The sequence below is a fragment of the Bradyrhizobium ferriligni genome (genome assembly GCF_056837965.1).
Map to the genome: position 1 here is coordinate 19,035 of NZ_JBXEJO010000067.1, position 13,217 is coordinate 32,251.

Below are 13,217 nucleotides of genomic sequence, written 5' to 3' on the forward strand. Positions count from 1 at the left end.
CCGGATCGCCGGGCGCGTGGCTATCGCTGTTCGTCGGCCGGCTTACCATCGCCCTCGCCGAGGCAGCGGATCATGAAGGCCGTCGTGTCCCGCGGCAGCACTTGCGCGGCGCGCGCCTTGAGACGGCATTCGAGCTGCGCGATCTGGCGCGCCCGCTGCCGTTCGGACGGCAGCGTCGATTGCCGCAACCGGCGCAACGTCATCGGCGAGCCGTCAGATTCGAAGCTCAGCTCGTATTTCTTGCCGTTCTGGTCGGTGGCGGCGCAGGAGATGGTGGACACCTGCCGCGTGATGAAGCTTCCGACCTGACGGCATGAGCCGGTCGACATCTCGACCAGCGGCACCGGCAGGCCATCCACCCGCGGGCGGTCGCTGGACTTCAGCAACATGCGGTCGACCGCGAGCTCGAACAGATTGTCCTGGGTGCGCTCGGTGCTCTCGCCGGAAAACGAGATGATGTGGCTCTTGTCGGCGGGATCGTCGAGCACCACGGTGAATTCGGAACGGCCGCGCAGCGTGTGGAAATAGGCGACTGCCTTGCAGGTGTAGCTGCGGCCCGCAACGGTGACATTGCGGCAAGTGCCGGACATCAACGCGTACAGGTCGACGTCGTAGACCGGACCGGCGGCAACGGCGAGCGCCGGCCAGCAGAGGATGGCAGCCGCAATCAATTGAGCGAAACGGGAGATCATGCTGAAACGGTCGAAAACACGGTCGCTGGAGGGATCCATGGCGCAAGGTCGCTGATTTCCACGGACTGTGCAACGACGAAGCAGGCCTAAATGTGGACACTCCGCGAACGGCTGGGGAACGCAGCGCAATCCGTGCTGAAAGGCCGCGGCGTCAGATTTGCGGGCCGGACAACGTCACCTCGCGCTCGGCGCGGAACACGTTGCTATAGAGGTTCGCGATCCACTGGCGGCCGCTTGCCGTCATGTTCAGGCAGTTGATGGCGCCCTGAATGTGCGGCGCAACCATGTTCCAGTAGAATTGCGGATAACGGTCGACGATATCGGCCGGCGACTCATAGCCGAGCTGGCGGTTGATGCCGACCTCCTCGAACTCGTGATAGAGCGCGTTGGCCTTCCTGATGTAGTTGGGATCGCCGAGCTGACCGATGAAATCGGCCGCCCGGACGATCGACGCCTCATCGTCATATTCCTGGCCCTCGGGCGCCGGAAACCGCGTGCCCTCGATGTTGCGCGCGACGCGCTCGCGATCGAGCGGAAGGACGGCCTCGAGCCTGTCGAGGACATACAGCTTCGAGCGGTCGACATGATACGGCATCAGGCCGGCATCCGACGAGCCACGCGGCAGCACCACCTTCTTGCCGGAGGCATCGATGACGTAGCCATCGGGTCCATCGCCTTTCAAAAGTCCGCGCACATAGCCGATGTCGTGAGTCAGGCAGGCGATGATGGTGTGGGTGTAATCCTCGGCGGTGACGTGGGTGTGCAGCGCGCGGCCGCGGATGATGTCATGCCCGGCGAGCGTGACCAGCATCGTGTGCTCGACATTGTGGTAGAGCGCGTCGCTGTTGCCGATGCATTCCAGCGCGATGCGCGCGGCGGCTGGCAGGAGTTCGCCGAAGCGCGCCTGCGAAGCGCCGAAGGTGCGGCTGACATGCGTGGCGAGAAACTTCTCCAAAGCACCTGCCGCCAACTCAGGTAACGTCATCATCGATGCAGCCCCCGACCGCGCAACGTTCCTCGCTCGCCCCGATCTCACGTCGTAGTTGGGCACCGACTATAGCGTATCTACGGGCGTGCGGCTACGCGCTGACGGGCGTGACGATTCGCTCCGGCCGTACTTTCCCGGTCTTGCCCGCTGCGGCGCCAAAGCTGCTGATAGTGGCATGAACCCTGCATGATTCGGGTCAGACCGGGTTAATCCCACTGATAAAGGCCGTCATGCTCGTTACGCTCGTCGCCATCCTCTGCAATGCTCAACTCTGCATGGAAAAGGTCGTCACCACGAGTGACCAATCCGGCATCACCATGGGCGCCTGCGCAGTGAATGCGCAGATCGGCATCGCCGATTGGCTCGCCAAGGGGCCGTATCACGAATGGCACCTGCAGAGCTATAAATGCATCATGGGCAAGTACGTACCCAAGAACGAAGTGTGATGTGTGCTCACAGCCCCGGACGGGGCTGATCCGCTTCGACCGGAACAGCCTGCGAAACCACACGGCGCAGGCGCGCGCCTCAAGTCAAAGTCCATTTTATGGGCTATCACTGTCGTTCACGACGGTGAGACATGAGGTCGCCCTGGAATGCCCGTAACGCCGCTGATTGCCTATGCGCATGTCGGCAAGAGTTTTGACAGTGGTCGCGTGGTGGCGGTCGACGACGTCTCGCTTGACGTGGCCGAGGGTGAATTCCTGGCGATCGTCGGCGGCTCAGGCTCCGGCAAGACAACGCTGCTGAGGCTCGCCAATCGCCTGATCGAAGCCGACCACGGCCGGATCGCCGTCGAGGGTGAAGATGTCAGCCGCGTCGATCCCATCCTGCTGCGGCGCCGCATCGGCTATGTCTTCCAGAGCGGTGGGCTGTTTCCGCATCTGTCCGTCGCCGGCAACATCGGCATCACGTCGAAGCTTCTCGGCTGGACGCAGGCGGAGATCTCGGCGCGGGTCGACGAACTGCTCGACCTTGTGCGGCTCGACCCCTCACAATATCGCGAGCGTATGCCGCACGAACTCTCCGGCGGCCAGCGTCAACGCGTCGGCGTCGCGCGTGCGCTGGCTGCGAAGCCGCGCATCGTGCTGATGGACGAGCCGTTCGGCGCGCTCGATCCCCTCACCCGCGACGCGCTCGGCGACGATTATCGAACGCTGCACCGCGAGCTCGGCCTGACCACGGTCATGATCACCCACGACATGACCGAGGCGTTGCTGCTGGCCGATCGTGTCGCGGTGATGCGTGGCGGCAGGCTGCTGGCCCAGGGCACGCCGGCGGAGCTCTCGGCCAGCACCGATGGCTATGTCGGCGAACTGATGCGCACGCCGCGACGGCAGGCGGAACGCCTGGGCGCTTTGCTGCCGCGGGGCGACACCGCATGAATCTATCAGCCGATCCGCGCTGGAGCGAGGCGCTCGCGCATCTGCCCGACTATCTCGGCAATCATGTGCGGGTCAGCGTCGCCGCGCTGGCGCTCGGGCTTCTGATCAGCCTGCCGCTTGCGATCATCGCTCGTAACCGGCCGGTGCTGCGCACGACGTTGCTCGGGCTTGCCAGCATCGTGCAGACCGTGCCCGGTCTCGCGCTGCTCGCGTTGTTCTATCCCCTGCTGCTGGCGCTCGCCGCGTTGACCGCGGCGTGGCTCGGCTTCAGCTTCTCCGCGTTCGGCTTCCTGCCGGCGGTGCTGGCGCTCGCGCTCTATTCGATGCTGCCGGTGTTGCGCAACACCATCACCGGCCTGTCGGGAGTCGATCCGGCGGTGCTGGAAGCCGCCCAGGGCGTCGGCATGACGCCACGGCAATCGCTCACCATGGTCGAGCTTCCGCTGGCGCTGCCGGTGATGATGGCCGGAATCCGCACCGCGGCGGTATGGGTGATCGGCACCGCCACCTTGTCGACGCCGATCGGCCAGACCAGCCTCGGCAACTATATCTTCGCGGGATTGCAGACCCAGAACTGGGTGTTCGTGCTGTTCGGCTGCTTCGCAGCGGCCGTGCTCGCGCTTGTGGTCGACCAATTGCTGGCGCTGATCGAGAACGGCCTGCGCAATCGCAGCCGCGTCCGGACGGCGCTCGGCGGGCTTGGTATTGCCGCCCTGATCGCGGCGACGCTGGTGCCCGCGATCGCGCGCCCGCATGCGGGCATCGTCGTCGGCGCCAAGACGTTCACCGAGCAATATGTGCTGTCGGCGTTGATCACGCAGCGGCTGCAAGCGGCCGGCCTTCCGGCCACGACCCGCGCCGGCCTCGGCTCCAACGTGATCTTCGACGCGCTCACGGCCGGCGATATCGATGTCTATGTCGACTATTCCGGCACGCTGTGGGCCAACCAGTTCCACCACACCGACATCAAACCCCGCGCCGAGCTATTGGGCGAGTTGCAGACGACGCTGGCGAAGCAAGACATCACGCTGCTCGGCGAGCTCGGCTTCGAGAATGCCTATACGCTGGTGATGCCGAGGAAGCGCGCCGAAGAGCTCGGCATCCATTCGATCGCCGACCTCGCCTCACGCGCCGCCACGATGTCGATCGCCGGCGACTATGAATTCTTCTCGCGGCCGGAATGGGCCGGCATCCAGAAGGCCTATGGGCTGGCGTTCCGCGCCCAGCGTCAGATGCAGCCGGATTTCATGTATGCGGCGGTCGCCTCCGGCGAGGTCGACGTGATCGCGGGCTACACCAGCGACGGACTGATCGCGAAATACGATCTTGTCACGCTCGAGGACAACAGGCACGCCATCCCGCCCTATGACGCCATCGTGCTGCTGTCGCCAAGGCGACGCGACGACGAGACGCTCAAGGCGGCGCTGCGGCCACTACTCGGCAAGATCGATATCGCCGAGATGCGCGAGGCGAATTTGCGCGCGTCGGGCAATGACGCATCATCGTCGCCCGACGCCGTGGCGCGCTGGCTGTGGCAGAAGATCGGGCCGCATTGAGCGGCCACGCTCTCCGCCTCAGGCCCTGACCTCCTGGCGCTGGAACAGGACGTAGCCGGCGACGAACAGCACAATGGTGCAGGCGATCAGGCCGACCGTCTGCGGCCAGGCGATCATCACGCTCTGGCCGAACGGCAATGGGGCGCCCATCACCGCGCCGCGGATCTGGTCGAGGAACACCGGGCCGAGCGTGCGCGTGGTCGGCGACAGCACCGCCAGCATCGCCTCGCCGAACAGATCATTCGGTGAGAAGCGCTGCAGCAGCTGGGTCCAGATCGCAGTGCCCGGCGTATCGAGGCCGAGCGCGGCAAAGCGCGGATCGGGCGGCACGATGGCCTGCGCGATCGCCGGCGCCAGCATCGGCCACAGCACGGTCAGGAACAACCAGACGCCGAGCGCCACCAATGCCGCGGTCGCCGGCGAGCGGAACACGATCGAGAGCAGCATGGCGAGCGACAGCCATACCCCGGCATAGACGATCGCAATGACCAGGAAGGCGAGCGAGCGCGCAATCTCCTCGCCGCCCGGCGGCACGCCGAGGAAGATCAGGCCGAGGCCGATCACCAGCAGCCACAACGCGGTGAGGCTGATCGCGATCGTCGTGAGCCCGGCGAGATATTTGCCGAGCAGCAGCGCGTCGCGATAGATCGGCTGCGCCAGGATCCGCGACAGCGTACGCCGGTTGTGCTCGCTGTTGATCAGGTCGAAGCCGAGCCCGATCGCCATCAGCGGGATCAGGAAGCCGAGGATGGCGACAAAGGACGGCAGCGGCGCCTGGCTCACCGTGAACAGCCGCAACAGCAGGAATGGATCCTCCGCGGTGTTCTGGCGAAGTGCGGTGATCGCTTCATAGAGCGCCGCCATCGCGGTCAGCACGATCAGAAGCTCGAGCATCAGCATGCGGACGCTCGAGATGTTGTCCGACAGCTCCTTGACGAAGACGGCACCGACGCCCTGGAATGCTGAACCCTCACGCCGCATCGCGCACGCCTCCTGACGGGGTGGCCTGGAAATAATGGGCGTAGATCGCCTCGAGGCTCGGCTCGTCGACCGAGAGCCGCCGCAACGCGCCGTTGGCCGCGACCACCGCGCGCGCGGCATCGGCCCGGACGTCGCGGTCGGCGGTCATGCGGAAGCGGTCATCGGCAAGCGTCTCGACATTGCCGACGCCCGGGATCGCGGCAAGCCGTCGGGCTATCCCCGCGCCATCGGCCTCGACCTCGACGACGAAGCCCGCACCCAGCACCTGCACCGAGAGCTCGGCCACCGAACCCATCATCGCGATCTTTCCGGCCCGGAACAGCGCGACGCGATCGCAAACCCGCTGCACCTGGTCGAGCATATGCGACGACAGCAGCACGGTAACGCCCTCGGCCTTCAACTCCCTGATCAGGTCGAGGAATTCAATCGTCGCCTGCGGGTCGAGACCCGAGGTCGGCTCGTCGAGGATGGCGATCTCGGCCCGCTTGACGATGATCTCGGCAAGCCCAAGCCGCTGCCGCATGCCGCGCGAGAAGGTCGCAACCCGCTTGTCGGCGACGTCGAGCAGACGCACGCGGGTGAGCGCCGCCGCGATCCGCCGCGAGCGTTCGGCCATCGAAAGGCCCATCAACTTGGCGGCGTAAGCGAGGTTCTCCACCGCGGTCAGGTGATCGTAGAAGCCGACGGCGTCGGGCAGGTAGCCGACCCGCCGCTTGACCTGCAACGGCTGCCGCGCCGGATCGAAGCCGAGCACGCTGACCCGGCCGGCCGAGATCTCGGTGAGGCCGAGCATCATCAGGATGGTCGTGGTCTTGCCGGCGCCGTTCGGGCCGAGCAGCCCGAACACCTCGCCCTTGGCGATGTCGAAATTGATGGCGTCGACGACGCTGGTCTTGCCGTAGCGCTTGGTGAGATCGCGAGCCGCGATGACGGCCTCCGGCCGTGGTGCAGCACTGTTGTTCTGCTGTTCGCTCATCGCCGTCCGAACCTCGCAACCGCACCCAGCATCAGCAGCAGCGCGACGCCGATCACGCCGGCTCCGGCCATGCCCCAGACGGTGGATGTGCTCACCGTGACGCGGAACTGGCTCGACGCCGTCTCGCCGCGCGAGGTGGCGCGCACCGCGAGCTGGTAGTCGCCGGCGAGCGACTTGTCGCTCGGCGTCACCAGCGCCTGAACCTCGGTGTCCTTGCCGGGCACCAGACGCTCGATCTTGGCGGGCTGGAACGTAACCTTCCAGCCGCTCGGCGCCGTCGCGGCGAGCTCGATGTTGTCGGCCGGCGCGGTGCCGCTGTTGGTGACGACGACCGGGATCGTGCTCTGCTCGGCGGCGACCGCACGCGCGCTCAGCAGCCCGTCACGGCCGGAGAGCTGAAGCTGCGGCTGGCCTGCGACATCGAGTGCGATCTCGGTCTGCGCCGACGCATCCTCGGCGTTGACGGTGACCTTGACCGGGAAATGCCCGGCATCGATCGCGCTTGGCGGCCGCACCTTGAGCTTGATGTCCTTGGACTGCCCGGCATCGATCGGGATCGACGACAATTCCTGTGTGCCATAGGCCTCGGTGAACGAGGTCTCGAAGTTTTGCGGCGCCGCCGCGGCGAAGCTTGCGACCAGGTTGCGGCCGCTGTCGTTCTTGACGGTCAGGGTGTATTCGAAATTCGATTTCGGGCTGCCGCGCAATTCGGGAAGCTTCGACGTCACCGTCAGCTTTGCCGGCAGTTCCTTGGCGAGCGCAACCACGATCGGCAACGTCGCCTGGCTGCCCTGCCCTTCGGCCTTCACCGTCAAGGTCTGCTCGGCGAGCGAGGCGTTGGCGGGCACGTCGAGCCGAAGCTGCAGCGGCACGCTGGAGTCGGGCGCCGGCATCGCGGCTGCGACCGGCTGGCCGCCGCCGAGCAGCGTCGCGGTCCAGCCGCTCGGCACGCCCTCGACCGATAGCTTGTAGCGCTGCGGGCCGAGATCGTAATTCTGCAGACGCAGCGAGATGTTGGAGGTGGTGCCGGGCCTGATGGTGACGGCCGGATAGTCCGTCATCAGGTAGAGCCCCTTGATGTCGTGAGGCGGCTCCGCGGCAGAGGCTGAGGGAACGGCAAGGGGGATAGCAAGTCCGAAGGCGGCGACAAGGCGCGCAACATCGAGCGCTCGCATGGGCAAACACTCCTGCAAGAAGGGCGGGATTGGCTGACTTGATGCTGCGCGCTGATGAACACCGTGGCAGCGACGCGACAGATCATCGCAACAATCGTGACGAAATCTCGGCAACGTAATTACAAATGAGTAATGCGCGAGGTTTCGCGCGACGACCTTCGTCTACCGACGTTAGTCTAGTTCGCGATGCGATCGCTGTGATGTGCGGAGCGGTCGTCGCAGGGAGCTCGCGACGAAATCACAGTTGCGATTGGCGACAATCGATTGCTCCGCCTTGGCCGAAGGCGGGCGAAGCGTGCTCAAAGTCCCTTGATGATCCCCGCGTCGATCAACAGGCGGTTGAATCGGCGTGCTTCTGCGCCGTCCTTGCAGGAATAGAACGCGCCGTTGCAGCGAAGCATGATCGCCTTCTGCTCCTCGAACGACGGGTCGAGCGGAATGCCCGCGGCTTCCTGAATCACCAGCGGCAGATAGGCGGCGTCGATCGTGTCCATCACCGCCGGGCTCTTCACCGGTTCGAAGTTGACGGCGTCGATCGCATAGTAGGTCGCGTAGTAACGCGGATCGTAATCCATCAGCTTCTTGCCGATGCCGGCCTCGTCGAGATCGGGATCTAGCAGCTGCGGCGAGAATTCCGGCTGATGATCGCCGTAACGCACGATCAGGAAAGGCTGCGCCGGAAACTTCTTCTTCAGCGCCGCGACGAAGCCGGCATAGTCGCCAGCGCTCATCGCCTGCCGGCGCAGATATTCGTCGACGGCGGGCGTGTTGCCCGGCCGCTTCCACGACGGCAGCAACTCGGGATGGAATTTGGTTTCCCAGGGGAAATGATTGGCGGCGAGATAGACGAAGGCGAACAGCGGCGTGCCTGACGTCTTCTGCTCGGCCATCAGCTTCAGCGCCTTGTCGTAGAAGAAGCTGTCGGGCTCGACGTCCTTCGCATGCAGGTCATGCGCGTCGTAGAAGCGCTGGATGCCGGTCGTGGTCTGGAAGTTGCGCGCGCTCATGAAGGCGCCGAATGCGGGATAGAGCGAGAGCGTGTCGTAGCCGCAGCGGCGCAGGGCCAACGGCAGGCCGCGCTCCACGCGTCCCGATGCGATGCGGGTGACGAAATAGGAGAACCGGCCGAACGAGCGCGAGGACAATCCCGCAAGCACGTTGTACTCCGTGAACCAGCTCGGCCCGCCATTGCTCTCGGCGAGGAATTTGCGCTCGACGCCGTCATAGGACTTGAACTGGCTGCCATAGCCCGGCGGCACCTTGACGCCCGAGGCCGCGCGGATGTCGAAACTCGATTCATCATGGATCATGATGATGTTCGGCCGCCGCCCGGCAGGATGGCAGGCATCGACCAGGGGCATCTTGAGCTGGTCGCTCGCGGTCGGATCCGACTCCATGAAACCGTAGGCGACGAAATCGGACACGGCCGTGACGCCGGAGCGCGCGAACTTCGAGAGATAGCCGTCGTCGTAATAGCCGCGCCAGGCTTCGTCCGGCCAGGCGAAGGCATAACCCGAAAGGGCCGCGGTGCAGGCGAGGCAGGCGGCCGCAGCCGGCAGGCGGCGGATACGGAACGGATCGAGCCACCACAGAGCGTACATCAAGGGCAGTGTGACGAGGCCGGCGCCGATGATCGACCAGCGCAGGCTCGGGAAGATCGTCAGCAGGAACGCCGCGGTGTCGCGGTCGATCACCATCAGGTCGACGAAATTCGCGGTCATCTGCACCACGTCGTGCTTGAAGCGCGACAGCAGCACCAACACGACGACCAGCGTCAGCGACAGCGCACCCGACAGCGCCGGCCGGCGCAGCAGCGCGATGAACAGAAAGTTCAGGATTCCCCAGGTGAGCAGGAAGCAAAGCCGCGATCCGAAATCGGTCTCGGTGCGCAGCATCAGGATCAGCGCGCCGAAATGCGGTGCCGCGACCGCCATCAACCGCCAGATGCCGAGCGCGGCAAGACCGCCGGCCAGTGCGGCAACGGAGGAGTTTTGCTGAGGCGCGGGCGCCATGGGCGGGACGCAATACAACCCGGCGCAATGCCACCGCCTTGACTGGCAACGGCCAGGAGGCATGCGGCACAGCCGGTGTCTGGGCCGCGTCACAAAACCGTAATTGAATCGTCATGAACGCGCAATGAATTTGCCGCGCCCAGCCTGGCCGCGGCAGGCAGCGCGCGTGCCTTAAACTTTGGCGGCCGGCGCGGCGTGGCTCGCGATGCCCGCGATGAAGAGATCGACGATGTCGGCAGCCATCTGCTCGACCTCCGCATCGCCGACACCCCAGCGCGGCAAATGGCCGTCGATGTGCATCCGCGCGAAGCCATAGACCAGCGCGCGGCCGGCGATCTGGACCTGCCTGAGGTCGCGCGTCCCGAGTTGGCCAGCTGAAAATGCCTCCGCCAGCGCGCGCTCGGTCAGGCCGATCAACTCGGCATTGTCGCTGGAGACGGCGGCCGAGCGGTCGTGGTCGAAGAAGCGGCGGCTGGAGATGATCTCGAAATGGGTCGGGTTCTTCATCGCCCAGCGCAGATAGGCGATCCCGAGATGGCGGAAGCGGCCGAGCGGATCGCCTGACGGCGCCTCGGCCAACGCCGCCTCGATCTCGGCGCGAAAGCGGCGTTGCGCCTCCTCCGCGACCGCATTCATCAGGGCGTCCCGGCTCGGGAAATGCCGGAACGGCGCACCCGGCGAGACCCCGGCGCGGCGCGCGGCCTCGCGGACGCTGACCGCCTCCGGCCCGCCCTCGCCGACCAGTTGCATGGCGGCATCGATCAGGACCCGGCGGAGGTCGCCGTGGTGATACGGCCTCGCCGCCCGCGCCCGCGTCGCGACCGGACGCGGCTTGGCGGGCCGGCGGCCGGTGGGCGGGCTTTTGGCGGGGCGGCGCATGGCGCACCACTAGCATCACCCGCTTGTGAATGTAAGCGATGATTACACGGATTGACCGCGTGCCGGCGCGAAATGTAACTGGTGATTACATAGACGGGAGGCGGGATATGGCGACGCGTCGCAACTGGTTCGAGGGCTGGCGGCTGTTTGGCCTGCTCACGCTCACCCTGATCGGGCTTTCGATCTGGATCGCCGCGATGCGGCAGTTCGAGGTCGAGGGCGTGCGGATGGTGATCCGCTTCACGGCGCGGACCTCGCTGTTGTTCTTCTGCCTCGCTTTCTCGGCGGCGGCGCTGGCGCGGCTGTGGCCGAACGCCTGGACGCACTGGCAGCGCCGCAACCGCCGTTACCTGGGCGTCACCTTCGCGGCCTCGCACGCCATCCATGCGGTCGCGATCACAGGCTTCGCGATCCTCGATCCGCCCGGTTTCGCTGCCGCGACCTCGGCGGTCTCGTATATCTTCGGCGGCATCGGCTATGCCTTCATCATCGCGCTGACCGCGACCTCATTCGATCGCACCGCTGCGATGCTGGGCCCGCGCGCCTGGCGCCGGCTGCATCTCATCGGCGGCTACTATCTGCTGCTGCAGTTCATGGTCTCGTTCGGCAAGCGAATTCCCGAGATGCCGCTCTACGCGCTGTTCCTCGTGCCACTCGCCGCCGTGTTCGCGCTCAGGATGATCAGCATGGCCGCGCGGCCTGCGCCGCGTCAGGCGCAAGCGAGCTGAGATCGAGCCACCTCACACCAGGTGAAACTTGCGGCCGAGCTGGCGATGAACCGACAGCACCGCGCGGTCGACGTCGCTGATCAGGCTGTCACCGAGCACGACGTTCGGAATTTCCCAGTTGCGCCCGATCTGCGCATCGGGCAGCGCTGCGACCGCCGGCACACGCGCGGTCTCGCAGCCGGGCTGGGCGCGCAGCGCCTCATCGGCAAGCTGGGTCAATTCGTCCTGGCTCTTTCCGTCAGTCATGACCTCGGTCCTGACTCCGGAAGATGGCTCACTGATGGCCAAGATTCTCCAGTTCCTTAGCGCGGGCTTCGGTCATGCTGCGCATGCATTCGCCGGCATCGAGCCGGGCGATGGTGCCCTCGCCGAGGTCGTAATACAGGCAGTTGGCGTCACGGTACTGGATCCACAGCCGTTGCGCGGTGCGCAGCTGTTCGCGCTGCTTGTCGTCGGCGACATCCTTCAACGCCTTCTGATAGGCGACGTTCATCCGCTTGTCCCACTGCGCGGTCTTGGCCTTGAGGCATTCGACCATCTGGTAGGTGCCGCCGTCGCAGGACGGCTCGCCAACGGTCTGATCACCGGCGCGGGCAACCGGCGCGGTGAAGGCGATGGAGACGGCCGCCAGAACGGCCATGAGCCTGCACACGCCTGTCGTGACAGCCGATGTCATGCCACTTTCCTTGTTGGATCGATCCTCTCGTCGCAGCATACATGAGTGCTGCCGCGATGCATCCCGTCACCGCCGGCTGCGCTGCGGCTGGCCTTCCCGGTCCGCGCAGGATATTTCATATGCATGGAGGGACCATGCGGCGCGCCGTGACGCCTGTGATCGTCTTGGCGGTGTTCGGCCTGCTCGTCGGTGGGCTGTTTCGCTATGCCTTCGATGAGTCCGACGAGGCCTCCGTCTCGAATTATGTGCGCAGCGCCCTCGACGGCGCAGCCCTCACGGTGATCGTCTGGGCGACGCATCTCTATCTGGCCGCACGTGGTGGCTGGCTGCGACGGCAATCACTCATCGTCGAGCTGATCGGCCGCTCTGTGATCCTCGCCGTCACCGTTGCGGCGGCCGCGATCGTGCTGGAAATCGTGCTCTACGGGCATGGGCTCGAAGCCAAGTGGATGCGCGAAACCTTCCTGAAGATCATCGGCGTCGGCCTGCTGCTGTCGATCCCGATCACGACGATCTACGAGCTGGTCCGGATGATCGGCGGACATACGCTGCTCGGCATCGTGCTCGGACGCTATCGGCAGCCGGTGCGCGAGGAGCGCGTGCTGCTGTTTCTCGACCTGGTCGGCTCGACGACGCTGGCGGAGTCGATGGGCGAGCTGCGCGTGCAGGAATTGCTGACGCGCTTCTTCTTCGACATCGACGAGCCGATCGTGTCGCACGGCGGCGAAGTCCACGCCTATGTCGGCGACGAAGTGATCGTGACCTGGCCGGGCAATGCCGGCGGGCGATCGCGGCGGTATCTCGATTGCGTGTTCGCGATCGAGGATCGCCTCGCCAAGCGGGCCGATCAATATCGCAAGGAGTTCGGCGTGGTGCCCGCGTTTAGGGCCGGGATGCATGCCGGTCCGGTCGTCATCGCGGAATGCGGGGACTCGCGGCGACAGATCGCCTATTTCGGCGACACCGTGAACGTCACGGCGCGGCTGCAGGCACATTGCAAGGAGGCCGGCCGTCCGCTGCTGGTATCGGGCGACCTGCTCCGCCTGCTGCCGCCGGACCGGGATTTAGTCGTCGAGCCGCTCGGCTCGACGCAATTGCGCGGACGTGCAGCGTCGATCGACATCTTTTCCGTCGCGCGGCGCGTATCGTCCTAAACGATCTCTTAAAATGCA

14 protein-coding genes are annotated in these 13,217 nt (G+C 65.6%); 5 read left to right on the forward strand and 9 right to left on the reverse strand.

Features of this window, described 5'->3' with window-relative positions; genetic code table 11:
* Positions 1–20: 20 nt before the first annotated feature.
* Together AC1VNY_RS32045 and AC1VNY_RS32050 are read right to left on the reverse strand one after the other, a co-directional pair.
* Positions 21–692 carry a hypothetical protein gene (locus AC1VNY_RS32045; protein WP_482408169.1) on the reverse strand — a complete coding sequence of 224 codons (672 nt, stop codon included), beginning with the start codon at positions 690–692 and terminating at the stop codon, positions 21–23.
* 151 nt (positions 693–843) lie between these two features.
* A complete protein-coding gene (locus tag AC1VNY_RS32050; protein WP_028342360.1) occupies positions 844–1,680 on the reverse strand; it encodes a hypothetical protein in 837 nt (278 codons plus the stop codon).
* A gap of 230 nt (positions 1,681–1,910) precedes the next feature.
* On the opposite strand from AC1VNY_RS32050, the gene AC1VNY_RS32055 reads away from it, so the two are divergent.
* The 3 genes from AC1VNY_RS32055 (at position 1,911) to AC1VNY_RS32065 (ending at position 4,618) form a co-directional block, all read left to right on the forward strand.
* Positions 1,911–2,126, forward strand: coding sequence for a hypothetical protein (locus AC1VNY_RS32055; RefSeq protein WP_016844293.1), 216 nt, complete (start codon positions 1,911–1,913; stop codon positions 2,124–2,126).
* A 147-nt stretch (positions 2,127–2,273) separates the two neighbouring features.
* A complete protein-coding gene (locus AC1VNY_RS32060; RefSeq protein WP_411781639.1) occupies positions 2,274–3,062 on the forward strand; it encodes an ATP-binding cassette domain-containing protein in 789 nt (262 codons plus the stop codon).
* Positions 3,059–4,618, forward strand: coding sequence for a glycine betaine ABC transporter substrate-binding protein (locus AC1VNY_RS32065; RefSeq protein ID WP_482408170.1), 1,560 nt, complete (start codon positions 3,059–3,061; stop codon positions 4,616–4,618). Before AC1VNY_RS32060 ends, AC1VNY_RS32065 begins: the two co-directional genes overlap by 4 nt.
* Before the next feature lie 18 nt (positions 4,619–4,636).
* On the opposite strand, the gene AC1VNY_RS32070 is transcribed toward AC1VNY_RS32065, so the two are convergent.
* The 5 genes from AC1VNY_RS32070 to AC1VNY_RS32090 form a co-directional block, all read right to left on the reverse strand.
* Entirely contained in the window at positions 4,637–5,599 is a 963-nt protein-coding gene (locus tag AC1VNY_RS32070) for an ABC transporter permease (protein ID WP_482408171.1), read from the reverse strand.
* Complete coding sequence (locus AC1VNY_RS32075; RefSeq protein WP_482408172.1) at positions 5,589–6,575, reverse strand: ABC transporter ATP-binding protein; 987 nt, start codon at positions 6,573–6,575, stop codon at positions 5,589–5,591. Before AC1VNY_RS32075 ends, AC1VNY_RS32070 begins: the two co-directional genes overlap by 11 nt.
* Positions 6,572–7,750, reverse strand: a complete 1,179-nt coding sequence (locus tag AC1VNY_RS32080; protein ID WP_482408173.1) for a COG1470 family protein — start codon at positions 7,748–7,750, stop codon at positions 6,572–6,574. The genes AC1VNY_RS32075 and AC1VNY_RS32080 overlap by 4 nt, the downstream gene beginning before the upstream one ends.
* 299 nt (positions 7,751–8,049) lie before the next feature.
* Entirely contained in the window at positions 8,050–9,762 is a 1,713-nt protein-coding gene (locus AC1VNY_RS32085) for a sulfatase-like hydrolase/transferase (RefSeq protein WP_482408174.1), read from the reverse strand.
* Between the two features lie 171 nt (positions 9,763–9,933).
* Positions 9,934–10,641, reverse strand: a complete 708-nt coding sequence (locus AC1VNY_RS32090) for a TetR/AcrR family transcriptional regulator (protein ID WP_482408175.1) — start codon at positions 10,639–10,641, stop codon at positions 9,934–9,936.
* A gap of 107 nt (positions 10,642–10,748) precedes the next feature.
* On the opposite strand from AC1VNY_RS32090, the gene AC1VNY_RS32095 reads away from it, so the two are divergent.
* Complete coding sequence (locus AC1VNY_RS32095; protein ID WP_482408176.1) at positions 10,749–11,369, forward strand: hypothetical protein; 621 nt, start codon at positions 10,749–10,751, stop codon at positions 11,367–11,369.
* A 12-nt stretch (positions 11,370–11,381) separates the two neighbouring features.
* Here the strand turns inward: AC1VNY_RS32095 and AC1VNY_RS32100 are convergent, their stop codons facing one another.
* Both AC1VNY_RS32100 and AC1VNY_RS32105 read right to left on the reverse strand, forming a co-directional pair.
* Positions 11,382–11,615: a hypothetical protein gene (locus tag AC1VNY_RS32100; protein ID WP_028342354.1), complete on the reverse strand. Its 234-nt coding sequence runs from the start codon at positions 11,613–11,615 to the stop codon at positions 11,382–11,384.
* 28 nt (positions 11,616–11,643) lie between these two features.
* Complete coding sequence (locus AC1VNY_RS32105) at positions 11,644–12,045, reverse strand: lysozyme inhibitor LprI family protein (RefSeq protein WP_482408177.1); 402 nt, start codon at positions 12,043–12,045, stop codon at positions 11,644–11,646.
* A 134-nt stretch (positions 12,046–12,179) separates the two neighbouring features.
* Between AC1VNY_RS32105 and AC1VNY_RS32110 the strand changes: the two genes are divergently transcribed.
* Complete coding sequence (locus tag AC1VNY_RS32110) at positions 12,180–13,199, forward strand: adenylate/guanylate cyclase domain-containing protein (RefSeq protein WP_482408178.1); 1,020 nt, start codon at positions 12,180–12,182, stop codon at positions 13,197–13,199.
* The last annotated feature ends 18 nt before the right edge of the window (positions 13,200–13,217 follow it).

Bases quoted from the DNA above. Each gene is read 5' to 3' on its own strand.
- AC1VNY_RS32045 (WP_482408169.1), bottom strand. From the start codon at position 692: ATGATCTCCCGTTTCGCTCAATTGATTGCGGCTGCCATCCTCTGCTGG.
- AC1VNY_RS32050 (WP_028342360.1), bottom strand. From the start codon at position 1,680: ATGATGACGTTACCTGAGTTGGCGGCAGGTGCTTTGGAGAAGTTTCTC.
- AC1VNY_RS32055 (WP_016844293.1), top strand. From the start codon at position 1,911: ATGCTCGTTACGCTCGTCGCCATCCTCTGCAATGCTCAACTCTGCATG.
- AC1VNY_RS32060 (WP_411781639.1), top strand. From the start codon at position 2,274: ATGCCCGTAACGCCGCTGATTGCCTATGCGCATGTCGGCAAGAGTTTT.
- AC1VNY_RS32065 (WP_482408170.1), top strand. From the start codon at position 3,059: ATGAATCTATCAGCCGATCCGCGCTGGAGCGAGGCGCTCGCGCATCTG.
- AC1VNY_RS32070 (WP_482408171.1), bottom strand. From the start codon at position 5,599: ATGCGGCGTGAGGGTTCAGCATTCCAGGGCGTCGGTGCCGTCTTCGTC.
- AC1VNY_RS32075 (WP_482408172.1), bottom strand. From the start codon at position 6,575: ATGAGCGAACAGCAGAACAACAGTGCTGCACCACGGCCGGAGGCCGTC.
- AC1VNY_RS32080 (WP_482408173.1), bottom strand. From the start codon at position 7,750: ATGCGAGCGCTCGATGTTGCGCGCCTTGTCGCCGCCTTCGGACTTGCT.
- AC1VNY_RS32085 (WP_482408174.1), bottom strand. From the start codon at position 9,762: ATGGCGCCCGCGCCTCAGCAAAACTCCTCCGTTGCCGCACTGGCCGGC.
- AC1VNY_RS32090 (WP_482408175.1), bottom strand. From the start codon at position 10,641: ATGCGCCGCCCCGCCAAAAGCCCGCCCACCGGCCGCCGGCCCGCCAAG.
- AC1VNY_RS32095 (WP_482408176.1), top strand. From the start codon at position 10,749: ATGGCGACGCGTCGCAACTGGTTCGAGGGCTGGCGGCTGTTTGGCCTG.
- AC1VNY_RS32100 (WP_028342354.1), bottom strand. From the start codon at position 11,615: ATGACTGACGGAAAGAGCCAGGACGAATTGACCCAGCTTGCCGATGAG.
- AC1VNY_RS32105 (WP_482408177.1), bottom strand. From the start codon at position 12,045: ATGACATCGGCTGTCACGACAGGCGTGTGCAGGCTCATGGCCGTTCTG.
- AC1VNY_RS32110 (WP_482408178.1), top strand. From the start codon at position 12,180: ATGCGGCGCGCCGTGACGCCTGTGATCGTCTTGGCGGTGTTCGGCCTG.